Source organism: Chryseobacterium sp. RLHN22 (assembly GCF_051011795.1).
GTDB classification, from domain to species: domain Bacteria; phylum Bacteroidota; class Bacteroidia; order Flavobacteriales; family Weeksellaceae; genus Chryseobacterium; species Chryseobacterium zhengzhouense.
The window spans coordinates 448,417-473,270 of record NZ_JBPCHW010000001.1 but is presented as its reverse complement, the minus strand read 5'-3'; the positions used below and the strand labels follow the sequence as shown (position 1 = coordinate 473,270).

Genomic DNA, 24,854 nt, shown 5'->3' with positions numbered 1-24,854 from the left:
ACCCAATTAAATATAATTTTTAATCGGCATCTTTTTTGCCAATTCTGACCTATCACACGATTGTTCAAACTTGTGAATTTAATATGAATGATCAGTAACACCATTTTATAATATGACCAAGTACTACTTATTTATACTTTTACTCCTAACGAATGTAGTTTTTTCACAAATTGTCTCCACTGAAAAAAAAGATAAGGAACCCAGAATAAAAGATATTGAAGCCGTAATCCTACAGGATAAAAGTGATCCCAAAGCGCTTGAAATTCTGCAGAAAGTCAACGACAATTATAAAATAAATTCTCCGGAAAGCCTTCCCTCCTATTCTTACAAATCTTATGAAAAAATCTCTCTCGACTTTGATCAGGACAGTATCAAAGCGTACAATAATTTTATCACAAAAAGAATTGATTCTTTAAAAAAGCTACCCACACAAAATTTTAAAGCGTCAAAAAGAAAAGATTCCATAGAATCTGTTAATCTGGCAAAACTCGCAGGACAAAGCAAAATGTTTCTTTGGGAAAGAGCTTCAGAAATTTTGTATTCCAGCCAATATGGAGAAAAAATAAATATCCTTGACAATAAAATTTCAGGTTTGAAGGAACCTTTGTACGAATTAATGGCATTCCGCTCCAACAGAACTCAAATTCCTAAAGAAATAAAAGAGGAAAACCGTAATCTTTACCGCTACTTTCTTACCGATTCTATTGATATTGACGGCAGAGAAAACTATGTAATCAGTTTTAGACAAACCGGATACAGGACGCTTGCCGATAAAAAGAAATTTAACGGATATATTTATGTCGATAAACAAACCTATGGGCTGAAAAAAATCGAAAGCAACAGCAAAATAGATAATGAAGGCAGCATTACAAGTATCTGGACATATAATACAGGAAGGTGGTTCTTACTGAGAGAACATTATAAACTGAAATTAAGTACTAATCTGCTTAAAATCGGTCTAAACTCAGATGGTAAAAAAAGCAAAGAAGATAAACAACATGATAGCGAAAACAATAAGAAATTTGGTCAATATGCGTATGCTACCGCTGACTATTTTGACGTCAAAACAGACATCAAAAACAATCCAAGAGATTTCCGTGGCTATACGATTGATGTGAAAAATTCTGACGGCACCCAAATCGACCAATACCGTACTTCTGAATTGACCGAACGTGAGGAAGAAACTTATGTTACTATTGACAGTTTAAGCAGCAGATACAAACTGGATAAAAAAGCCAAAGCTCTCACAGGTTTGCTGAAAGGTAAAATACGGTTGGGAATCGTTGATTTTGATCTGGCAAGAATTATCGGATATAATAAATACGAACATTTTAGATTGGGAGCTGGCGTAAAACTGAATGACAGATTCAGCAAATTTATTTCTCCGGATGCTTATTTTGGATATGGAATTTATGATAAGAAATTTAAGTTTGGCGGAGGTGTTGATATTCGTACGACATTAGAAAAAAACTCTTTCTTCAGGCTTGAGTATTTTAATGATGTGATGGCAGCAGGAAGATTTTCAGAAAACTTATGGAATTTCAGGATGAAAATCATGAATGCCGGAGTTGCGATTAACAATAACGTCTTTTACAATTATGAAGGTTTTAAAGTTAGCTTTGAAAACGATCTTACCAATGGATTAACCGTTAACGTAGCGGCAAAAAAAAGTGAAGAAGAAGCGTTATTTTCTTACAGTTATAAAAATCTTGGAAATCAATTTGATATTTCATCTGCAATTATTACTCTGAAATATTCTCCCAATTCAAAAAATATCATGACTCCCGGCGGGAAATATACGTATGAGCAGAATTTCCCTGAGTTTTATTTAAATTATGAACAGGGATTTAAAGGATTCGACGGAGATTTCAACTTCAGCAGATTTGATGCCTTGTTTACGCAAAACTTTAAAACCAAGCTTGGAGTAACGGGCATCAGAGCATACGGTGGACTCATTTTCGGTGATGCACCTATTTGGAAAAACTTTACGATGAACGGGCTCGCCAATGGCAGAAACGGCTTAAATTTTAACCTGACCTCTTACCTTGGATTTGCGACCATGGAAGGTGGAAAATATTATAATGACAAATTTGTAGGAACTTATCTTACGCATAGACTTCCATGGTATTTCAAAAGCTTTGGAAAGAATATATCAAGTTTCGACTTTATCTACCGTGGAGTTATCGGAGACATGAAAAATCCTGAATTCCATCAATTTGAGTTTGAGAAATTAGATCATCTGTACAATGAAGTAGGCTTGGAGTGGAATAATTTTCTGTCTTCCCAATTTAATCTTGGCTTTTTCTACAGAGTGGGTCATTATAGCACTTCAAGTTTTAAAGATAATTTCGCAATACAGTTTAAGCTGAAACTTCTTGGTTTTTAATAAATCAATCTGTAATCATGAATGCTTAAGATTACTGGCAAACGATATTTATAATATTGGCTAAGAAATTGCCTGTAACAGATTATGTAATAATTTCAATTCATTAAAATCGAAATCCGATATGAAAATATTCCTTACAGGTGCGACAGGCTACATTGGCAAAAGACTTCTTATTCAATTGCTCACCAATGGTCATTCTGTGATTTGTTCGGTTAGAGATGCTAAAAGGTTTGATGTAAGTCTGTATGAAAAGTTTCAAAGCCAACTCAGTGTCGTAGAATATGACTTCAGTGATGAAGGTATTTTTAAGCCTATTGATTATGACATCGAAGTTGCCTATTATCTGATACATTCAATGTCGTCAAACGCTGATTTTAGCAAGGCTGAAAAAAAATCGGCAAGAAACTTTTCTGAACTAATCGGAAAAACAAATTGCAGACAGGTTATCTATCTTACGGGAATTGTTAATGAAAAGAATTTGTCAAAACATTTACAGTCAAGAAAGGATGTCGAGGATGAGCTGAAATCGGAATCATATAGCCTGACCGTTCTCAGAGCAGGAATTATTATTGGGTCGGGCTCAGCATCTTTTGAAATTATCCGGGATTTGGTTGAAAAGCTACCCGTGATGATTGCGCCGAAATGGTTAAAAACTTTATGTCAGCCAATTGCTATCCGAAATGTAATCGAATTTCTGACAGGAGTTATAGGTCAACAATACACGTACAATAAGCATTATGATATTGCAGGTCCTGATATTTTGTCCTACAAAGAAATGCTGTTGGTTTTTGCAGAAGAAAGAAAACTGAAAAGAACCATTATTTCTGTTCCCGTTCTCAGTCCGAAAATTTCTTCCTATTGGCTGTACTTTATCACCTCAACTTCATATGTTTTGGCTAAAAACCTGGTAGACAGCATGAAAATAAATGTGGTCGCAGAGAAAAACGATCTTGCTGAAAAACTTCAAATCAAACTTCTGTCCTACCGCGAAAGCCTCAGATTAAGTTTCGACAAAATTGAGCAGAACGATGTACTGTCTACCTGGTATGATTCTTTTGGGAATTACAGATATTCTAAGAATGTCTGGAATTTTCTTGAGGTACCAAACAAGGGAGTTTTTAAAGACCGAAAAGAAAAAAAAATTATCAATGAAGCAATGACAATGAAGAAGATTTTTGGAATTGGCGGACGTAACGGTTGGTATCATGCTGATTATTTGTGGAGCATCAGAGGTCTGATTGATAAGCTTTTTGGAGGTGTAGGATTAAAACGAGGCAGAAAAAATCAAAATTCTGTTTCTGCAGGCGATTCTCTCGATTTTTGGAGGGTTCTTTATGCAAACAAAGAAGAAAAAAGATTACTGCTTTTCGCTGAAATGAAGTTACCCGGTGAAGCTTGGCTTGATTTTCGAATAATTGACGGTACACTGATCCAGGAAGCTACGTTCCGACCCGTAGGTTTACTTGGAAGATTATACTGGTATACAGTGTTACCTTTTCATGGTTATATTTTCAGTGGAATGATTAAAAAACTTACAGATGGCTAAGAACAAAATTTTTGCATCAATGATGATGACATTATCACCGATCTCGCTTATACTCGCATTATACATCATCAATCCTGTCGATGTATCTGACTATTTTTTAGTATTTTCAATTTGCGGTTTAATATGGTTTACACTTCACTCACTTATACTGTTGATAGCCGTATTTATGTATCGAAATAAATCCATGATTGATAATCAGGCTGAGGAAAAACTGCATATAGAATAATTTTTGACCTTGTAGTATGAAATCTTAATTTAACCTATATTCCTCATCTGATAATGTTAAAGTCTTACTAGTGTAACTCCTTTGGTTTGCTTATTATTTTGCGATCTCAGATATGAAAAATTGAAAAATATAAGAATCAATGCAAATAGATCAATTATATATTGCAATAGTTTTGTGCTAAAATCAACATTTACGAATTAAAAGCATTCGCAATATAGTCACCATAAAATATAACAGCAGCATCTAAAGATACCGCTGTTTTTTTATATTATCTTAATTATTCTTAGATTAAATCACCTGATAATTACTTGATGATTCTCAACTTTATCATCATACGTAATTTTCAAGGTATAAACTCCTTGTAACAATCCTGTAGCATTAATTGTTCCCTTATTATTATTTAATTTAATAGCTTTCTGAACAACCCCTAAATTATTATACAACTCTGCTTTAATCTCAGATTTGTTTTGTGGAACTTCTGTTCTGTCTGCAAGACTTATAGTGATAAAATCAACAGTTGGATTAGGAGAAATTGTGAAAAACTTTTCATCGGCAACTGCAATCCTGCTTCCATAATTATTAAATAAAATGTTTTTCCATGGTCCCCACCCACATCTGTTTTTTGCACGTGCTCGAACCTGCATACTGCTGGCTCCTGTAGTGGGAGACAAAATTGCCATTCTGCCGGTTACCTTTGTACCGTTGTTGCTGACAGTGGACAAATATCCGTTTCCTGAACTTACAAATGTAAAGTTGCCATATACTTTTTCCCATTCATAATCTGTGTCATTATTGTAATTACTTTCCATTCCAACTCCATCAATAACCGCATTAAAAAGCTGCCCATAGCTACCACTATTAAAACAGACCGTATCGTAAGGATTTCCACAAGACGCATTTGGCATTTTAACTCTTGGACCGCCAATCCAAACATTCTTTGTCACAGTATTGCTTCCTCCATCACCTTGAAGAAATGCTTGTAAGGTTACAAGACCGTTCGCATTGGGCTTAGGAGTCATTAAAAACTGTGGTAAATCGGTAGGCCCATTTATATCAACTAAAGAAGCACCTTCAATTATTGACCATGAGATTGACGGTGCAAATCCAGTGGTGTAAGCTACAGGTGTTCCTGTCCCGCAAAGAACGTCTTCACCGCCAATTTTTACTTTATCTCCACAAAGATATGCAGAAGCACGGATTGTATTGTGATCACCTGGGAACGAAGAAAGCTGATCCTGTAAAAATAATCCACTACGGTTGCTGAATCTTATATGACCATTGTTTTGATCTACTGTTTCTGTCATAAAATTAACAAATGGTATTTGACTAACATCATTTGGCTCATTAGCACTAAACGGTTTCTGAAAATCAGTTTCCGTAAGAACAGTATTTCCTGTTTTATAATCTAATGCGCTCGGTGTTGGGATAAAACTAAATTCATTTACTGTTAAATCGTTAGATATGCTGGACGGAATTTCATTCACAGCAAGCATAAACCTTCCACCTCCGTATTTATCATATGGCAATATACCTGAAGGCTGGCTGGCTGTACCATTGAGAAGACTTACCTGCGCATTTACCAACCAAAGGATTTTTTTCTTATACTTGATACTGCCGTTGTAGATCTGATTTGAGGCATTTAGCTGGGTCATTGGTTTTGCAGTAAAATCAAATACATATTTTGAACTTCCGGGCAAGGATGCTAAAACAATCATATCCAATCTGTTTGTCGCCACACCAATTAGTGATCCTAAAATATCTGAAAACATGTGCTGATTGGAAGTCTCTTTATATAAACGTACTAAATTTGATAAAGTTTGATCTGTACCGCATTCGCTTCCATTCGATATGGCTACATTCCGGCTTTGCTGAGGATAACCTTTAGCTTTCAGAATATTTTGCCAATTATCATGAACAGAATTATCGATTTGATAATATCTATTAACATAGTTGATCAGCATCTGCCTTGCAGCCGGCGTATCCGTCAATGTTAACATATCTCCTATAGAGATTCCATCGTTAAATAATGGTACAACAAATTCACCAACCCCTACCGCAATCGGAGTTTTAACGTATGAACGTGTTACATTTACCAACATATTCTGGATTGACAAGGGAATATTCGCACCTAAATGAGGGCTGTCGTGAGAAACATACAACTTTGTCTGATGAGCAATGCCATGATCCTCCATATCTTTTAAAGCATATCTTGCAACCAGACCACCCATACTCTGTCCTATCACAACATTTTGTTCAGCACCAACTTTATTAGCATTTACCCATGAAATGGCTGCCACCAAAAGACCTGAATTATTTTGAATGTAATCCACCCCATTGTTCCAGTCGACATAAATAATATCGTAATCACTATTGATTAGGCTGTATAAGTAACCACCTTGTAACAATGAACTTTTAAAAGATTGAATATTTGTTAAGCCGGCTTCCCTTGTTGGAGCAATGATATTCCCCATATCAAAACCTTCAGCAACAATAAGCGGCTTTGTTACTCTTGTTCGGCCAGGCGCAAGGTGGATGTACATTGTTGCTCTGTTGTTTCCGCTGTAAAGAGTTCTCTTACTTTGTGGTTCAAGATTAGCATTTTTTGATGTACTGGCGCTCGTATCTACATAAGAACCCAAATCGCCATCAACGACAAACTTGGTGTGACTGTATAGTATTTGACCATTGGTAAGGGTCATCTTAAATGTCCACGTATAAGTTCCCATTGAAGAATAGCTGACATCAATCAGCTGATCTTGTACCAAAAGCTGGTAGGGAGCATTATCTGAAAGCCTGTATTCGATTGACTGAATCAAAGAAGACTGATTGCTAATAAACAGATTAGAAGGCATCTTAATCTTAAAAGCTAGTTTGTCATGCGAATTGATAGACGGAGCTATGGCAAATACACTCTTTTGTTCATAGGGATTACGCCATATCCCGTTTCGATATTTATCCCTAAATTTACCATTATAAATTGAAGCAATTCCGGGATCTCCAAAGGTCTGAGCATTGTTAACGGCTTCTGCGGAGAATTGGCTGTATTCATAGAAAAGACCTCCTAAAGGGATTATATTAACAGCCTGAGCGTTTTTCCAGTCTGAAACAAATTCTGCTGGTGATTTTGGCGTATAAGCTGATGCAGACAGCCGACTCATCAATAAAGTGTTATAAACACCTGCTACCAATTTTGAGCTTGTATAAGAACTGTCGGGAATACTTCCGTCATATTTCTGAAAATTGGCAAACTCGATCGCCGCATCTAAAAGAAACCCTGTAGGGATCCTGTCTTTCTCTAATTCCGAAAATGCGGTTTCTAAAGTATTGTCCTGTACATCGACAGGCTGAGTCTGTGCACGCAGAAGGCATGTCCACGATATAAGCAACAGAACTAAATAGATTTTTTTCATAGTAAATAAATTAATTGTAATTTTTGTTTTATTACTCTTCACCAAAAAGTGAAAGAATAATCAATAATCGTTGGGTTACAATAGTCTATGGCCCATTTGGTAAATTCATTTTTATTTGATTTATGGATTTCTAAAATATAAATAAGTCTTCTGATATAAGCATAAAACTGATTAAATATCAAACAAGCGGGAGGTATTTATAAATCTTTACTGCATCTAACAGTTCTTATTTTTTTACTATAGCAAAGATCAGGTCCAGACACGACAAAACTCGTCGTATATTACAATTTTAATATAAGTTATATAATCTAATATCTAAAATTACAACCACAGCACTTAACCTATCTTACATAACCTTACGAACATCAAAAGGATGTTTAGAATTAGATATGAAGAAGTTAGCAGTCCTATTGTACTTTTTTCATTTAATTCTAAAATTATATTGATAAGAAGTTAATTACTAATATTATAATCCTCAATTCGGCTTTAATAAGTCTCGATTGGGCTACATCAATTTTAGTTTTAATGTTCATCTTTGCTTCGTTAAATTAAAAATAACATTATGCAAAACAATGAAAATAAAGTAGCATTGGTATCGGGTGCGAATACCGGTGTGGGATTCCAGATCGCTAAAGCCCTTGTGGAAGACGGCTATGTAGTGTATGTGGGTTCACGTGACCTGCAAAAGGGTGAGGCAGCCGTGGAACAGCTGGGCGGATTAACAAAAGCAATCCAGCTTGATGTTACTGATTCAGAGTCTATCCGTGCCGCAGTGGAGATCGTCGAAAAAGAACACAGATACCTAACCTTATTGGTTAACAATGCCGCAGTCTCTCATGCGGGTACTCCGGGACGTACATTGGAAGAGATTATGGGTGCGCAGCGTGCAAGCATAGCGTCGATCAGCGAATTAAAAAAGGTCTGGGATACGAATGTATTCGGAACATTAGCTTTGACACAGGCTTTTTTGCCATTACTGCACAAAGCTCAAGGAGCAAGAATCGTGACTGTTTCCAGTGCTTTGGGATCGCTGACAATCAATGCCAACCCAGAAAATCCTTACCGGTCGAATTTTGATGCGGTATATGGCGCTTCGAAAACGGCACTTAACGGAATTTTTCTTTCCCTTGCTATTGAACTGGAGAACAGCGGCATCAAGGTGCATTTGGTAAGTCCGGGATTTACGGCTACGGCGCTTAACAATTTTCAGGGAACGGATTCTGTAGAAGAAGGTTCGAAGGAACCGATCCGGGTAGCTTTGGCAGAGTATCTTCCGACGGGAAGTTTTACAGGTCCTACTGATTTCAGCGGGAAAGATAACATCCTTCCTTGGTAGTTTTAACACAAAACCTATGATCGCCGGTCATAGGTTTTTTATACATTTATAGTATGAAATCTAAAGAAGATAAACTGGTACGCTTTATATCTATATCGGAAAGTCATCAGGCTTTTGGACTGCCGGCACCTCAGCATCCGCTGATCAGCCTTGTCCATTTCAACCAGGACAACCCTTTTAATACTTCAATGGCACCGATCTATGATGTTTTGAGTTTCTATAAGATCACCTTTATTACAAGAAACAGAGGAAGGCTGAAGTATGGCAGAAACTATTATGATTACGATGAGGGCAGCATGCTGTTCATGGCGCCTAATCAGTTAGTAGGAAGTACAGATTACAACAGCGAGACCTATTGTTATATTTTACTGATCCACCCCGATTTTTTGCTGGGCCATCCTATCGCCCGTAAAATAAAGCAGTACAGTTACTTTTCCTATACCTCCAATGAGGCACTCCATCTTTCCGATAGGGAAAGAGAGGTCATTCTTTCCGTTTACAGGATCATGGAGCAAGAGCTGAACAGCCGCGTGGATGAGTTCAGCCAGGAGGTCGTGATTGCACAGCTCGAGCTGCTTCTGAGCTACGTCAACAGGTTTTATAAAAGGCAGTTTATCACCCGAAAAGCTGTCAATAACGACATTCTCCAGAAAACGGAAAGTATTCTCGATGACTACCTTAATACTCAGACAACAATACATCAGGGACTCCCAACAGTACAATACCTCTCGGATCAGCTAAAGATCTCACCGGGCTATCTGAGTGACCTGTTACGCTCGTTGATCGGACAGAATGCACAGCAGTACATTCGTGGCAAGGTCATTGAAAAGGCAAAGGAACGACTGACCAATACTAACCTGACGGTGGCTGAAATTGCTTATGAGTTAGGATTTGAGCATCCGCAGTCATTCAGCAAGATGTTTAGGTTGAGGACTGGACTCTCGCCTTTGGAATTTCGTAATTCATTTAATTAAATCTAATTTAAAGATTTTATTTCTAAGTGTTTTTAGCAGATGTTTGCTTTTAAGCTGGGAAGTGGTACTAAAATCATGAATTGATGATGACCTGCAGTATTTGATACTGCGCACTTTTCTGACATCCCCATACAGCTTCATTTAAAGAAGGCAGTTTTTTTATTACTTACTCGGAATTGTTGAATTGGATTACCATTCTCTAAGCATAACCATTATCAACATAACTATAATGATACTCATTGTCGATCTGCGGTACTCCATGGATGAGGGAAAATCTCAGAAATTGAAAATAGTCTTCTTGAAGATATAAGCTTAACTTTCACACAGCCTTATCCATAGAGCGTTAAATTGGACTTCGAGACAAAAATTGCTGATAACAACAATCAGCTAGTTATCAAACATTTATATACTAACTAAGATCAGTAATTTAAAATATTTTTATTAAATTAGCTATGTTAAAAAAATCTAATATAACAAAGGCTTTAAAGAAACTGTTTAGAAAGTCCTAGAATTTCCAGGACAAAACTGGATAATTTTTCTAAGTAGAAATGTGACATCAGCAATAGATAATCTCACGAAATTTTTTCTATTATTTTTTTATCAAAGGATATTTTATTGTGATAGTTCTCTATACTAAGAAAGGTGGTTCAGTGTTGTTCAAATATTAAATGATCATTTAAATCGTCGTTTTACACGTTCACATAATTTTTCAAAAATTGTAAGCTTCCATTAGCGAGCTGATCGGCATCATAAGGTGATTTCTGCCAAAGAGAAACCATTTGCTGCATCCCGGAGATTGATGATGAGAAGTTTTCTAAAACCAGATTTCCTTCAAAATTGATTTCTTTCAAAGCTCTGAGAAATTCCTTCCAATTTACTGTTCCTTCACCTAACATTCCGCGGTGAGATTCTGTGATGTGAACATGTTTAAGCTTCTTTCCTGCAAGAATGATGGGATCGTAAAAATTATTTTCCTCAATGTTCATATGAAACGTATCGAGGTGAAGAAACAAATTATCCTTATCTGTTTTTTTTATTAAGTCCAGAACATTTTCAGCAGTATTGCAAACGTACGATTCATAACGGTTTATAGGTTCGATTCCTATTTTCACGCCTTTTTCTTTGGCATAATCGGCGACTTTACTCCAAACTTTCACAATAATTTCAGTTTCATTTTCGGTTAAAGGATTTCCTGAAAAAGCTCCGATTCCACCGTGAAGAACGCCGCCTAAAAAATCAGTTTCCAACTCGGAAGTTTTATCAATTGCCTGTTTTATCAATTTCTCAGCAACTTCGGGATAAAATGTGATATGCGCTTCTTTTGGAAGATTCAGTGAGCAGACAACATTTAAACTGTTATTTTTCAACTGCTGCCTTACTTCTTTTGAATTAAATTCCATTGAAGTTGGTAACAGAATTTCTATCAAATCAAAACCTGCTTTTGCCGTTTTTTCGATTGCATATTTTCCGGCTTCAGGATTCCATTTGGGTGTAATCCAAGAAAGGAGTGAAGCTCCAAATTTTACATTCATTTTTTTTACTTTTAAATTTTTACTAGAAGATCCACCATTCTGTTCTTACTCCAAAGTAAGTTCCGAATCTTTTGGAACCAGATTGCTGCAGAAATGGTGAATAAAGACTGTTCATCGCCTGATCATTATACCTTTAAACTTCTGCAATGAAACGGATATGCGGTCTTGCCCATACACTTCTTTCCGCAGTCGGAACGATGGTTGGCGCAAGAACCAATTTCGTCATAGAAGCTGAATTCTGATTACCATCTTTCCTTGATGCAAAATGCAATTCTGAGAGAATATGAAACCAGTTATTAAAATAATAGGTAGCTCTTAATCCTGTATTGAATTCAGATTTCTTATTAAAAATTTCGCGCTCATAATAATCTATGGCTTTATTATCACTATTAGCTCCGCCTTTACTAATTGTGAAAACCGCATAGGCATTGGCCGACCATTTAGTAGAAAGATTGAGCAAAATATGTTCTACAGCCGTTAAGGAATATGCACTTTTATAGATTTTTGTAACTTCATCCGGAGCACCATAAGTTCTCCAGGTTTGAGTATTTCCGCTGTCACCTCCATTAGCGATTCCGTTTCCATATCTCACTGATATTTGATTGAAAGAACCTGCAATCTTAGTCTTTAAATTTGTACCTAGTTTCGCTCCCAAAACCCAGCCGTTGTCCGATGGATATTGCTCCATCGAATTTTTTCCCGATTTATCCAGATTATGAAATTCCGCCAAAAGTTTCAGTTTATGAATATTATTTTTAAATGGAATTGTCTGTTCTAAAATAAAAACTTCGCGTTGTCTATAGACCAGATTTTTTGTACCACTGATGACGTTGGTATAAGAATATGGCGTCGAGTTACTCGCTGCAGTATCAATCGCTGCCGGAAAAAACATAGAGAATCTGGTATTTTTATGTCTCACACCCCAACCCGTCGCAGAATGGTCATCGAAATAAAAATAATCCGCAATGTGGATGTCATCGTATCTCAGCCATCGTGAACCTGCCCAAACATCCCAATCACTTCCCGCTATATTTCTGGCCTCCACAAATGCTTCCGGCAAAGCGATAATCATTCCCTGGTTGGATTTTGAATCTACATTTCCCAGGAAAGTGCCACCTGAATAGAAACTTAATCTCGCCTGCATATCGATTTTTGTTGTTTTTATACTGTCACCATTCATAACCGGCGTGAAATGAAAAGCAGGTAAAAAATCCACATAATCTCCCTGATCCATTCTTCCTCCAAGTGAACCCTGATTATTAAGATTCAGTTGTCTTCCGGTTTTTCCATCTGCATTTGGTGAATATCCGACGCCAATTCTACCCGTTGTCCCAAAGGAAAAATCCTTATTCGTGATCACAATTTGAGCGTGAGAAGCCTGGCTAATGATCAATAAAAACCAAAAACTGTATTTAAAAACATTGAAGTTCTTCATCTTATTTAAGTGTCTTTGGCTTGTAAAATTTCAAAGCAAATAATAGAATTACAGCATAACAAACAATTGGAAGAAGATAAGCGTGTGCAATATCTTTCTCAGCAATTTTTCCCATCAAAGGAGGAAATATAGCGCCACCAAACATTGCCATCACAAGAAAAGAAGATGCCTGCGGAACTTTGCTGCCCAATCGTTTCAATCCAAGGCTGAAAATAGTAGGATACATTACACTTAGGAAGAGATTTAATAATATTAGACTAATGAAAGATGCCCAACCGAAACTTTGTGAAATAATTAAACATAATAAAATATTACAAGCGGTGAAAATTGCTAAAAGTTTATTCGGAGCAATGAATTTCATTAAAAATGTTCCTACAAAACGTCCGATCATCATCATCGCCATACTTAGAGAAAAATAATACGAAGCCTGAATCTCCGGAAGATGCATTTTCTCAACACCATAATTGATGAAATAAGCCCAGGTTCCACCTTGTGCAGCAATGTTAAAAAACTGTGCAATAACAGCAAATATAAAATGTCTTTGTTTCCAAAGTGGCGCGTGCGGGTCTGAAACTGAAGCTTCTACTCCATTTTCGCTCTCAGAAATCTGAATATCTTCGGCGTGAGGATCTTTCAGACTTGGAACTTTAATAAAAGAAAAAATAATAGTGATGGTCAAAATCACAACGCCAATCCAGGTGTAAAGATCTTTCACAGAATCCAACGAATTATCATCCAGACCAGACTTTCCGAAGATAAAATAACCTCCCAAAAGCGGACCTATAATTGCACCCAAACCATTGAAAGACTGAGCGAAATTTACTCTTTGATCACTCGTTTTTTCATTTCCTAATGCTGCTACAAAAGGGTGAGCAACCGTTTCCAAGGTCGCCATTCCCATCGCCAAAACGAAAAGTGCGATTCTGAAAAAGTCAAATGACATCTGATTTGCAGCGGGAATGAAGAGAAAAGAACCGAGCGCAAATAATGATAATCCTAGGATCACACCCTTTTTGTAACCAAATTTTTTCATAAACAATCCCGCCGGAATTCCCATTAAAGCATACGCTCCAAAAATTGAAAGTTGTACAAGACCGGATTTTGATTTGGAGATATTCAAAACATTCTGAAAATGTTTGTTCAGAACATCACCCATCGTTAAAGCAATCGCCCAAAAGAAGAATAATGAAATCACAAATGCCAGTACGACAACATATTTCTTTTCTGTAAATTTTGCAGTATTCATAGTGTTGATTTTAAATAGTTTGACCATAATGTTCTTCGCGGAAAGATTTGAATTCTTCGTATGTATAATCCGGACAAGCGCCTGATTTCGAAGTAATAAAAGCGCCAAGAGAAACAGCCTGTTTCATAATCTCTTCAGGTAATTTCCCTTGAATTCTTTTTGATAAAAAGCCGGCAAGAAAAGAGTCGCCGCTTCCAACTGTATCGTTAACTTCTATCGGAACTGCTGAAAAATTGTAACTTTTATCTCCGACAAAATATCTTGCACCTTTGCTTCCTTTTGTAAGTACGATCTCATTCAGGTCAAAATGTTTTTGAATTTGTTCGATGCTGTTATCTTCATCAATGTATTCTTCTCCGAGAAACTCGATTATGGTTCTTAATTCTGCTTTGTTCATTTTTACAAGATCTGCTTTTTGAAGTAAAACTTTAATCAAATCAAAATCGATAAAGGGCGGACGGAAATTGACATCAAATACTCTGAATTTGGAAAGCTCCATCAATTCCAAAAGTGTTTTTTTTGATTCGTCGTTTCTTGCAACAAGGCTTCCAAAAACAAAAGCATCAGAATTTTGAATCAATTCTTTTTGTTCCGGCGTAACTTTGATATGATCCCAAGCTACATTATCTACAATATCATAATGTGCTTCTCCGTGTTCATCAAAATTTGCAATGACCGTTCCTGTCTTCTTTTCATTATCAATCTGAATAAAATCTGTGGAGATATTCCAGTTTTTGATTTGATTTAGAAGTTCATTTCCCAATTCATCATTTCCGACTTTACTGATCATTTGAACCTCGACTCCCATTTTGTCAAGATTGTACGCCACATTGAAAGGCGCACCACCAGCTCGTGATCCGGCTGGAAAAATGTCCCAAAGAACCTCTCCGAAACATACGGTGTAAGATTTATTATTATTCATATTTAGGTTAAACGTTTAAGTTAATTAACAAAAAAATTATTTTATAGAATTTTTAATAATAAGCTCTCCGGAGAGAATTATTTTTTTTGCAGCAGAAGTATATTGATTGATTTGAATATCGAGCAATTTGATAGCTTCATCTGCCATTTCTTCTAATGGTTGTTTCACATAAGTAATCTCTGAAGGGAATAATTTATAAGCTTCCGTTTCATCAAAAGCAAGTACAGAAACCTGTTCAGGAACTTTGATATTGTTTTTTACAAGATAAGCAAGACCGGCAACAGCAAGTTTGTTACTTGAAAAATAAAGTGCTGTATTCTTTGGATTTTGTCCTAAAGACAGTCCAAGTTTAGAATGAATTTCTTCCGTAATATTCTCCAGACCCACAGCTATATATTTGGTATTTACTTTTTTCCCTGAATCTGCAATACTTGTCTCAAACCCCGTTTTTCTATCCAAAAGATGAGGCAATTTTGTATCATAACCTAAGTAGATAATCTCGTTAAAATCCCTTTCTAGCAAATAAGAAGTTGTACTCTCCGCAATCTCTCTATTATTCAATATAACACCAGCAACATTGATACCTTTAAGATATCTGTCGATTGTGACCAAAGGATAATTTTTATCCAATAATTTCTGCAGACTGACTTCAGAATCGGCGACTGGTGCAACAATGATCCCATCAACCTGTTGTTGGGAAAATAGGTCGATCAGTTTTTCAAACTTTTCTGCATTTTCATCAGAGCTTCCGATAATTAAAGTATATCCAAGTTTCAAAGCTCTGTCTTCTAAACTTCTGGCAATGCTGGAATAAAAATCATTGGAAATATCTGCTACAATCAGTCCTAATAATTTACTTTTATTATTCTGAAGGCTTCGGGCAATCTTATTTGGAGTATAGTTAATCGTTTCAGCTATTTCAAAAATTTTTTTCTTGGTGTCCTCACTAATTCTTTGTCCTTCTTTCTTGTTCAGAACATACGAAACTGTTGCTACGGAAACTCCGGCAATTCTGGCAATGTCCTTAATCGATGCTCGTTTCATTATTCTGATTTACAATGCAAAGTATTTAATAATAAATTAAAAAAACAATAGTTGATTTTATTTGGTCATTTCAGGAAAAAGTGTAATTTGGCAAATTTTATTTTTTGATACAAAATGATTTAAAACACAGAATATCAACAAGATAAAATCAAACAAATTACTAATGTATTAATTTAATTTTAACAAATAGCCTTTTAATGTTACATTTCGGTTAAACGTTTAATTATAAATATTTATTTTAAAGCCAAGAATCGTGACATTTCAAGTTTTTCTTTTAGTGGATTATTTATTATACCCTTGCAGAATAAGGTGTAAGTAAAAATAGAACAAAGCCAAATGAATATTTTTCATTTTATGACCATCTGGAGTGATGCGTACTATCACGTAATATATAAGCAGAGGACCTGCATAAGATGTAGCAAATTTAAATTGTTTTGAGATGTGTTTCGTAAATAAAAAAAGTTTAAATATTGGCTGTTGTCATTTCGTACTAGTTTGTTGAGGTAACTACGAACTTTTGAATCTTGACTCCTGACTAAGATTGGTCTGTGGGAATCTTTTAATATTTTTAGTTGATATTTTTTAATTCACTATAATGTTATATTTTTGTGAAATATAACATGCATTTATGTTATTGCCAAACTAAACCTAAAAACTATTAACATGAAAAACAACAGAAAATATGTGCTATTCTTAGCGCAGTAAATTACTTCCAATAATATAAGGAATTATAATCACGTAATTACCTCTATCCTTTCGAAAGCTTTCTTACGAGATTTTGCATCAATCCAGCAAATAAATTATTTAGCATCACTTGTTGTTGAAGATAATCCATCTAATGCTATAGGTCTTAGATTATGGTTACAGTGTAAAACCTTATAAGTGAGTTTATTGAATTAAAAATCATTTTTACTGATATTATATAGTAATCGACACCATTAAAAAAAGCGGAACCGAAAAGCTTATGAGTAGGGAAATTTTATAAAATAGATATGAGAAAATTCTTTTTATTTTTTGTTTTTATCAGCTTAAATTCCTTTGCCCAATGTTGGCAAAGCCTTGCAATAGGAAACCAGCATTCAATTGCTGTTAAAACGGATGGATCGTTGTGGGCATGGGGAATCAACTATTCGGGACAATTGGGTACCGGATCAAATATGAACAGAAGTTCTCCCACTCGTATAGGTTCGTCCACGGATTGGAAAATTGTTAGTGCTGGTTATAATCAGTCCTTTGCTATCAAAACGAACGGAACACTGTGGGCTTGGGGAGGTAATAACTATGGGCAATTAGGCGATGGCTCTACATCTTATAGAAACATCCCTACACAGATAGGTACTGATACAAATTGGAGTACAATCAGCGCTGGAGATGATTTTACAGTTGGTTTGAAAACAGATGGCACACTTTGGACTTGGGGGCGCAATGATTCAAGACAGTTAGGTGACGGCACAAATATTTCAAAAAATATTCCGACTCAAATTGGGACAGATACAAATTGGAAAACAGTCGATGTGGGAAATAAATATGCATTAGCAATCAAAACAGATGGAACACTTTGGGCATGGGGTTCAAACACATTAGGACAGATTGGGGATGGGACTACCGTTGCAAAAATGATTCCGACACAAGTTGGAAACGAAACAAATTGGAAAAAAGCGATTGCGTCTGATAATCATTCTATGGGAATAAGAACGGACGGAACATTATGGGCATGGGGATGGAACACCTATGGGCAATTGGGAGATGGCACTACAATTAAAAAAAGCACTCCTGTTCAAATAGGAACAGCGACCGACTGGCTCAACGCAGCTTCAAAAAATGCAGCTACCTACGCAACGAAAACTGATGGAACCCTTTGGTCTTGGGGATACAATTATTACGGACAGTTGGGACATGGTATCAGCGGCCAGGCAAATGGAGGTACATCACCTTTGCAGGTTGGTTTTTCTTCAGATAATTTAAGTATTTATGCAGGAGAAAATTATGCTCTTGTCGAAACTATTGACGGTAATTTAAAATCTTGTGGACAAAATAATTACGGGCAGCTTGGGGATGGCACTACTATTAGTAAGAACACTTTTATATCAATTTCCTGCCCCGAAGTATGTATTGCCCCTACTCAGCTTGCCACTACTAATATTACCGCAACTTCAGCTACGATTTACTGGACCGCTGCAAGCCAGACCCCTTCTACAGGTTATCGATACCTCTACAGCACTAATCCTTTAATGGGAGGAAATAACGGAGCCACCGTTTCCAGCACCGTACATTTGACAAATTTGCTACCCAACACCACCTATTATTGGTGGGTTGCCCCTGATTGCGGATTCAGCCAGGTTGTGTGGTTGCCCGGAGGTTCATTTACTACACTTTCTTCAACCGAAGCAAGCTGCTGGCAAAGTGCGAGTGCAGGAGCTTATTATTCTTTAGGACTAAAAAATGATGGCACATTATGGGCGTGGGGAGACAATTACGATGGTTCGTTGGGAGACGGTACATTCATTGACAGATATACGCCCGTAAAAATAGGAAGTTCAGCCAATTGGACAAAAATATGTGCCGGGCTAACTCATGCTGCGGGAATAAAAACAGATGGAACATTATGGACATGGGGGTATAACTATAACGGACAACTTGGTGATGGTACAACAATTAAAAGGAATACTCCGGCACAAATAGGTTCCGACACAGACTGGATTACAATAGCGGGAGGCAATGCGCACACTGTTGCGATAAAAATGGACGGAACACTTTGGGCTTGGGGTGATAACCGTTGGGGACAATTGGGAGATGGTACAAATGTGAACAAAAGCGTCCCCATACAAGTAGGAACTGCAACAGATTGGAAAAGCGTAGCGTCCAAAGGTAATCACACGCTTGCCATTAAAACTGACGGAACATTGTGGGGTTGGGGCGATAATACTTATGGACAGCTTGGCAACGGTACATTGACAGCAAGCAATGTACCTGTCCAAATAGGCACATCTGCAAATTGGGTGGCTGCTGAAGGAGCAAGATTAAGCTCAATCGGAATTAAAACAGACGGAACACTCTGGACCTGGGGTGATAACCGTTGGGGACAATTGGGAGATGGAACCCTAATTTCAAAGATTGTTCCTACGCAAATAGGAACAGAAACAGACTGGCAAAATTTCAGTATCGGGTTCAATAGCTCCACGATTGCTACTAAAACAGATGGAACGCTTTGGACCTGGGGATATAACGCATTGGGTCAGTTGGGAGACGGGACGCAAATACATCGTTCTGTACCCACTTTGATGCTTACATCTACTGATTGGCAAACTGTTGCGGCAGGAGCTCAGAACACACTCGCAATAAATTCTAGTGGACTTTTAGCAATTTCTGGCGATAATGGTCACGGGCAAATAGGTGACGATACCATCATTCAGAAGAAAATATTCACTCCTGTTAAGTGTTCTGCAAGCACAATGGTTAGCAACAGAATTTCATCAAACAAGATTCCATTAGTTGGTATCCCATCATTAAAAGATTATCAACTAAAAGTTTATCCCAATCCCGTTTACAATGTATTAACAATCACATATGAAAGAAAAATTTCATCGGTAACTGTTTATGATATGGCAGGACGACAAGTGTTGAGCAAAATCGTAAATGATAATAAGACCACATTAGATTTTTCAAATTTGCTCCCGGGCGTTTATCAACTTATGGTTAACGACGGTGAAGTTGGAAAAATGGTAAAAGTTATAAAACGCTAAACATCTACATATAAATATATTGTAACGAGTAAGTCTCTAAATAAATTAGTCGTTACATAAACCATGTTAATAGAAACAGCATCATGTATAATTACGTGATGCTGTTTTAGTTTTATTTAAGGGTATTTCATTCTTAGAACTTCATTAGTTTTAATCGTTAGCCATCAGAGAGATTGTTTCTTATGCAGTTGAAAAAGTACTTTTATATATCACAACACATTAATATCAATGTTCTGCTCACAGTATGTATTTCTCTTTCTGTTATCTTATTTCCAAAAATTCCAGTTAACTCCGTCATAAACAGCGATAGCATTACTTTCTGTATCGTAGCACATCATTCCCTGATAAGGTTTTAACACTGAAAGATGAGGATTTTTAATGTGCGGAAGGACCAGCGCTTTGTCTGCTGACTCAAATATCAATATGCCTTTTGCTATGCTCGAATCTGAACCAATGATAACACCATTGCCGACCTCACTTCCGGTAATTGGTACCATATCAGTGATGCTTCCCTCATCCGACATATCTTTCCATACTCCGTTTTCGTAAAACTTGTTTTTCCCGCTCTGTCGGTCAAAGACGAATGTCCCATTCTGTGAATTTGACGGTAACGGCATTGAAGTGACTGCCGGTAATATAAGACCTTTAGTATTGGTCGTTTCTATATCAGTAAGCAGATTGCTTGCTGTGTTACCTGCAAACTCCATTAACGAGCTATTTCCTGAAAGACTGGCTTTGCCAATTGCTACCTGTGCATAACTTACTTTCAAGAATAGAATAAACAGTAAAATAATTGTTTTTTTCATTATTAATTAGGTTCGTTACAAGTTCTTCTGATACAGTTCCACCCAGCACCATTATAGAGTTTTACACATTGAGAAGCAATATCATAAATGATCATTCCTTTTTTAGGTTCCACAACAACTGATGAATTTGGTACCCTACTGATAACCATACCCTTATTAGCGGAATTTAAGGCAATAAAACCGTTGGGTATACCGCCTTGAGAAATCTCGGGACCTTCAGGCCAATTTCTGTAACGTTCAGATAAAGTAGATATTCCCAATTTGGTGTACGAAGCAGGAATGCCTGCAACTCCTGGCTTATAACAGTAGTCTACCTTGATATTGATATTCGCATTATTGCTGGTCAATCCTGCGTTATCTTTTATACTATACTGTATAGTTGCGGTTGTACTGTAAAAATCTGTAGCTGGAGTAAATGTTAATATTCCAAAATCATCGACTTTCCATCTTCCTTGATTGGTAATATCAAAGCCCTTAACATTTCCACCGCTACTAATCACATTAATTGAGTTAGCAGGTGCAATAAGATTTATGCTTGAGGGAACAAGAATTCCACCATCAGAATCATTGTCATTAGTCGTTAAATTAAAAGTCTTTACATTATTCTTAGGAGCAGAGAATGTATCATGACCTGCAAATGGGGGGCGGTTTATTCCAAAATTGTTGCTCAGCGATGAACCTGTTAAAAGTACTGCCGGTATCGTATTAGAGATTGTGCCGACGCGGTTTCCTACTACTGAAAAGCCAGGTGGAACGGTCATTTCGATAGTATAAGGTCCAGGAAATGTATTGGTGTTTATATTATCAAAGAAATAAAATCCATTGCTATCAGTTATTGCATTCTTTACAAATACATTGTTACTTTTTAAAGTCATTGAAACTCCACTATATCCAATGCCGTCAGGTGTACCCGCATTATTATCATTAAAAACCGTTCCATTGAAACTCGCAGCAAATGTGATTGACTGTTCATTGTAAGCGCCTATGAAAGCCAAATCGGACGAACCCGAAAACGTCTGTATAAGTTGAACTGCTTGTGAATAATTTGAAGAATTTATACCGAATTCCGACCAGTCAGCAGCTAATACACGGATCACCCTTGTGCATGAACTCGAAGTACTTGCACTGTAGGTTGGTGGATTGGTATTTGCATGATAAAACTTCCAACATGCGCTCCCAATACTGGGAACTGTACTAAAAGAAACCACATAGGGAGTTCCTATGGTCTGACCAGATTGATTCACGAATTTAAAAGTATCAGGTAAAGTAGTGTCGTTAATCGTACCTACCTGTGTAAAAATCAAATCAGGAACATTATCTCCGATAGAAGATGGCACAATACCCAAGGTATTCAAGCTAATGCTAGATCCTGAAGTAATATTAAATAAAGCTGTTCCCAAGTCAAGCCCCTGTATACCATCTGAAAGATACTGAACAAGATTATTACTTACAGGAAGAGGCGAAACATTACCGTCGCCTCCGTACTTCTTCCCAACTCCTATATAGGTATCACCATTAGCAGCTGGTATTGTGTATACCGGTAAAGCAATGTAGCTTCCTGCCGTATAAGGAATGTTATTATTGTCTAATATTAGATTATTGACTCCTGTGCTAAATGTTGTTGCTGATACTGGCCCAATGCCGTCTGGATCCCAGGTAAATGCAAGTAGATTGTGGCTGTTGTCAGGCTTTATGCTTGCACTCATATCGCTGTTCCAGTATCCCGCATAATCAGAATAAATGCGTGATACAGGTTTTTGAGCAAATAAAAGCGAAGAAATGCCTAGTCCAATAAGAACTAAGAGATACTTCATCATCAAAATTTTCAGTTTTCGATAAGCAATTTAGTAATAATTACTGAATTGATTACAATTCACTTTATGAATCTCTCTAAAAAGTGAATTTTATCATGAATTTAACATTTTAACACAAAATATATTGTTTTTATGAATAGTAATTAAAATTATAAGGAAAACATTGTCGTACTAAGTAAAAAATACCACAACAATTAAAAAATAAATATAAAAAACTGTTTTATAGATTAATACATCAACGAATAAATTATTCCAACTTTGTCAATGTAAAATTTGTAACTGTCAACAGAGATCATATTTAAACGCTCTAACATATATTTAACTGTAATTTGTTTTCTCTTACTGTATTCAAAATTTGTTTTACTGAATATCTATGCTTTTTAATTATTCTTATAAAATCAATAAGAAAATTCCATTGCTTTCTCATTATTTTTATTGTCTTGATTTCCACAATACAACTGTTTTCAGATGAATACTTGCAGGCTTTTTCCATTAAATTAACTATGCTATTTTACGCAGATAAGGATTAACGTAAAAGTAATATTACTTTCATCTTGGAAAAAAAAATACTGATTTTATGGTTTCTAATTTCACTTTAAGTTCCGTAGCAAGTTCAAATTTGACAGTTAAAGTGGAAAGAGGACTCTAAGTTTACCCGAAATTATTCATAATAATAAAAGAGATGTTTAGAAGCAGTCTCTTAATGTAATATATCGTCTCAGCATATCTGAGGTCACTGTTAAGGGTTAGTGAGAAATATTCATCTTTTTTATCAGTAATATACGGAAAGCTTGCCTCGTCAATATACAACGAAATAATCATTATATTTACCAAAGTATGAGAAGAACCGGAGTCTATTGTAAAGCCTTTAATTTTGTAAGATCAAATCATCAAGCTGGAAAATTAGTGGCGATATATAATTTGCTATTAACCATATTTTTAAAAACGCCGACAAGAAAGTTATAGTTTGATTTATGTCGAATAAGCGATCCAGATTTTAAAAATTACTCTGAAATTGCTCAGCTTTATAAGGATTAGTTATCCCATTATGATAAAATTAACAGCTAATTATTATACAGATCCTGATGTCACCTTTTTGGCGAAGGATCTCTTGGGTAAAATTATTTATACAAAGATTGATGGTATCACAACAGCCGGTATTATCACAGAAACAGAAGCTTACTTCGGAATTGATGACAAGGCATCTCATGCCTACAAAAATCGTCGCACTGCAAGAACGGAGGCTATGTATGGCAAGGGTGGCTTGACCTATATTTATTTATGTTATGGAATACACCACCTGCTAAATATTGTTACCTCAAGCGAAGGTGATCCGAAATGTGTCTTACTCAGAAGTATTGAACCATTTCACGGTCTTGCTGAAATGGAAATAAGACGAAAAATACCTGCAAAAAACACTAAAATATCTTCAGGACCAGGATCGCTAACAAAAGCTTTGGGAATAGACCTGACCTTTAACAAAGAGAATTTAACAAAGAACCGTATATGGATTGAAGATCATGGAATCTATTATCATGAATCTCTAATTTCGCAGGTGTCCAGGATAGGAGTTGGCTATGCTGAGGAACACGCTTCTCTGCCGTTACGGTTTTATATAAATGATTCAAAATATGTAAGCAATAAGATAAGCAAATCAATATTAAAACAATAAGCTTTATATGTAGCCTACACATCGCTCTGATTATATACACATTTGGCATTTACAGAGCATAGCGTACATAAATTATAAAATAGTTAATATTAAAATGAATCAAGCATGTAAGTAAACTGCTCGATTAACTATCTTCTAAAGACCATTAGAAAAAAAAAGCAGCCTGTCGGGCTGCTATCTTTAGTGCTTATAAAAAACTCTATGCTTTCGATGCTTCAAGATTTATTTCCGAAACTGCAAGTTTTGTGAGCAAAGAATCACAGTTTTTCTCTTCATCAAGGGTCTGGTGAAGAATTTTCATCGCTTCACTTTCTTTAAGCAACTTACAATAAGAAATTAAGGTACCATAAGAAGCTATTTCATAATGCTCAACTTTTTGCGCCGCAGCTATAATTCCAGCGTCCCTTACAGGACCGGACTCTGTCTCTTTCATGATGTTCTCTCCTTCCTTAATAAGACCATCCATTGCGTCACACTTTTCTGCTTTAGCTTTCTCGCCTAAAACCTCAAATGCTTTCTCAAAACGCGATATCTGCTCTTCTGTTTCAATCTGATGTTCAGTAATTGCTTTTTTCAGTTGTTCAGAAGTAGCATTTTTCTCCATTTTTGTCAAGGCTTTTTTGAGATGGGTTTCTGCTCAGTATAAATCTTTTAAGCCGTCAATGAGAAAATCTCTTAAACTGTCTGCTGCATCACTTTTCGTTTTTAATTTTCCGTTTGAAGCAGTGGACTATGTGCTTGTCTTTGTTTCTGTTTTTTGTG

General features: G+C 36.3%; 14 protein-coding genes and 1 pseudogene. 6 read left to right on the top strand and 9 right to left on the bottom strand.

The features are described 5' to 3' along the window. Positions 1–112 precede the first annotated feature (112 nt). Together ACR1PN_RS01955 and ACR1PN_RS01950 are read left to right on the top strand one after the other, a co-directional pair. Positions 113–2,386, top strand: a complete 2,274-nt coding sequence (locus ACR1PN_RS01955) for a DUF5686 family protein (protein ID WP_433978651.1) — start codon at positions 113–115, stop codon at positions 2,384–2,386. A gap of 121 nt (positions 2,387–2,507) precedes the next feature. Beyond that, positions 2,508–3,932 carry an SDR family oxidoreductase gene (locus ACR1PN_RS01950; RefSeq protein WP_433978650.1) on the top strand — a complete coding sequence of 475 codons (1,425 nt, stop codon included), beginning with the start codon at positions 2,508–2,510 and terminating at the stop codon, positions 3,930–3,932. Between the two features lie 519 nt (positions 3,933–4,451). Here the strand turns inward: ACR1PN_RS01950 and ACR1PN_RS01945 are convergent. Further along, positions 4,452–7,568 carry a T9SS type A sorting domain-containing protein gene (locus ACR1PN_RS01945; RefSeq protein ID WP_433978649.1) on the bottom strand — a complete coding sequence of 1,039 codons (3,117 nt, stop codon included), beginning with the start codon at positions 7,566–7,568 and terminating at the stop codon, positions 4,452–4,454. A 562-nt stretch (positions 7,569–8,130) separates the two neighbouring features. Between ACR1PN_RS01945 and ACR1PN_RS01940 the strand changes: the two genes are divergently transcribed. Further along, positions 8,131–8,904 (top strand): SDR family NAD(P)-dependent oxidoreductase, encoded by a 774-nt coding sequence (locus ACR1PN_RS01940; RefSeq protein ID WP_433978648.1) that lies wholly within the window; start codon positions 8,131–8,133, stop codon positions 8,902–8,904. A gap of 53 nt (positions 8,905–8,957) precedes the next feature. Then, positions 8,958–9,878, top strand: a complete 921-nt coding sequence (locus tag ACR1PN_RS01935; RefSeq protein ID WP_433978647.1) for a helix-turn-helix domain-containing protein — start codon at positions 8,958–8,960, stop codon at positions 9,876–9,878. A gap of 689 nt (positions 9,879–10,567) precedes the next feature. Here ACR1PN_RS01935 and ACR1PN_RS01930 read toward each other — a convergent pair. The 5 genes from ACR1PN_RS01930 to ACR1PN_RS01910 form a co-directional block, all read right to left on the bottom strand. Beyond that, positions 10,568–11,410, bottom strand: coding sequence for a sugar phosphate isomerase/epimerase family protein (locus tag ACR1PN_RS01930; RefSeq protein ID WP_433978646.1), 843 nt, complete (start codon positions 11,408–11,410; stop codon positions 10,568–10,570). Positions 11,411–11,543: 133 nt separating this feature from the next. Further along, positions 11,544–12,845, bottom strand: coding sequence for a carbohydrate porin (locus ACR1PN_RS01925; protein WP_433978645.1), 1,302 nt, complete (start codon positions 12,843–12,845; stop codon positions 11,544–11,546). A 1-nt stretch (position 12,846) separates the two neighbouring features. After that, positions 12,847–14,091: an L-fucose:H+ symporter permease gene (gene fucP, locus ACR1PN_RS01920; protein ID WP_433978644.1), complete on the bottom strand. Its 1,245-nt coding sequence runs from the start codon at positions 14,089–14,091 to the stop codon at positions 12,847–12,849. A 10-nt stretch (positions 14,092–14,101) separates the two neighbouring features. After that, positions 14,102–15,013, bottom strand: coding sequence for a carbohydrate kinase family protein (locus ACR1PN_RS01915; protein ID WP_433978643.1), 912 nt, complete (start codon positions 15,011–15,013; stop codon positions 14,102–14,104). 36 nt (positions 15,014–15,049) lie between these two features. Next, the gene (locus tag ACR1PN_RS01910) at positions 15,050–16,057 is read right to left on the bottom strand and encodes a LacI family DNA-binding transcriptional regulator (protein ID WP_433978642.1); all 1,008 of its coding nucleotides are present in this window, start codon (positions 16,055–16,057) and stop codon (positions 15,050–15,052) included. 992 nt (positions 16,058–17,049) lie between these two features. Here ACR1PN_RS01910 and ACR1PN_RS01905 point away from each other — a divergent pair. Further along, the gene (locus tag ACR1PN_RS01905) at positions 17,050–19,800 is read left to right on the top strand and encodes a T9SS type A sorting domain-containing protein (protein WP_433978641.1); all 2,751 of its coding nucleotides are present in this window, start codon (positions 17,050–17,052) and stop codon (positions 19,798–19,800) included. Between the two features lie 266 nt (positions 19,801–20,066). Here ACR1PN_RS01905 and ACR1PN_RS01900 read toward each other — a convergent pair whose 3' ends face one another. Further along, the gene (locus ACR1PN_RS01900) at positions 20,067–20,606 is read right to left on the bottom strand and encodes a hypothetical protein (protein WP_276161485.1); all 540 of its coding nucleotides are present in this window, start codon (positions 20,604–20,606) and stop codon (positions 20,067–20,069) included. A gap of 2 nt (positions 20,607–20,608) precedes the next feature. Then, positions 20,609–22,312 carry an Ig-like domain-containing protein gene (locus tag ACR1PN_RS01895; protein ID WP_433978640.1) on the bottom strand — a complete coding sequence of 568 codons (1,704 nt, stop codon included), beginning with the start codon at positions 22,310–22,312 and terminating at the stop codon, positions 20,609–20,611. Between the two features lie 1,156 nt (positions 22,313–23,468). On the opposite strand from ACR1PN_RS01895, the gene ACR1PN_RS01890 reads away from it, so the two are divergent. After that, the gene (locus ACR1PN_RS01890; protein WP_433978639.1) at positions 23,469–24,092 is read left to right on the top strand and encodes a DNA-3-methyladenine glycosylase; all 624 of its coding nucleotides are present in this window, start codon (positions 23,469–23,471) and stop codon (positions 24,090–24,092) included. A gap of 199 nt (positions 24,093–24,291) precedes the next feature. Here ACR1PN_RS01890 and ACR1PN_RS01885 read toward each other — a convergent pair. Next, a pseudogene (locus ACR1PN_RS01885) lies at positions 24,292–24,717 on the bottom strand (ferritin-like domain-containing protein); the annotation flags it as partial. Between the last annotated feature and the right edge of the window lie 137 nt (positions 24,718–24,854).

Coding starts and splice junctions, on each gene's coding strand:
- ACR1PN_RS01905 (WP_433978641.1), top strand. CDS start 17,050: ATGAGAAAATTCTTTTTATTTTTTGTTTTTATCAGCTTAAATTCCTTT.
- ACR1PN_RS01955 (WP_433978651.1), top strand. CDS start 113: ATGACCAAGTACTACTTATTTATACTTTTACTCCTAACGAATGTAGTT.
- fucP (WP_433978644.1), bottom strand. CDS start 14,091: ATGAATACTGCAAAATTTACAGAAAAGAAATATGTTGTCGTACTGGCA.
- ACR1PN_RS01925 (WP_433978645.1), bottom strand. CDS start 12,845: ATGAAGAACTTCAATGTTTTTAAATACAGTTTTTGGTTTTTATTGATC.
- ACR1PN_RS01930 (WP_433978646.1), bottom strand. CDS start 11,410: ATGAATGTAAAATTTGGAGCTTCACTCCTTTCTTGGATTACACCCAAA.
- ACR1PN_RS01915 (WP_433978643.1), bottom strand. CDS start 15,013: ATGAATAATAATAAATCTTACACCGTATGTTTCGGAGAGGTTCTTTGG.
- ACR1PN_RS01940 (WP_433978648.1), top strand. CDS start 8,131: ATGCAAAACAATGAAAATAAAGTAGCATTGGTATCGGGTGCGAATACC.
- ACR1PN_RS01890 (WP_433978639.1), top strand. CDS start 23,469: ATGATAAAATTAACAGCTAATTATTATACAGATCCTGATGTCACCTTT.
- ACR1PN_RS01910 (WP_433978642.1), bottom strand. CDS start 16,057: ATGAAACGAGCATCGATTAAGGACATTGCCAGAATTGCCGGAGTTTCC.
- ACR1PN_RS01945 (WP_433978649.1), bottom strand. CDS start 7,568: ATGAAAAAAATCTATTTAGTTCTGTTGCTTATATCGTGGACATGCCTT.
- ACR1PN_RS01935 (WP_433978647.1), top strand. CDS start 8,958: ATGAAATCTAAAGAAGATAAACTGGTACGCTTTATATCTATATCGGAA.
- ACR1PN_RS01895 (WP_433978640.1), bottom strand. CDS start 22,312: ATGAGTGCAAGCATAAAGCCTGACAACAGCCACAATCTACTTGCATTT.
- ACR1PN_RS01900 (WP_276161485.1), bottom strand. CDS start 20,606: ATGAAAAAAACAATTATTTTACTGTTTATTCTATTCTTGAAAGTAAGT.
- ACR1PN_RS01950 (WP_433978650.1), top strand. CDS start 2,508: ATGAAAATATTCCTTACAGGTGCGACAGGCTACATTGGCAAAAGACTT.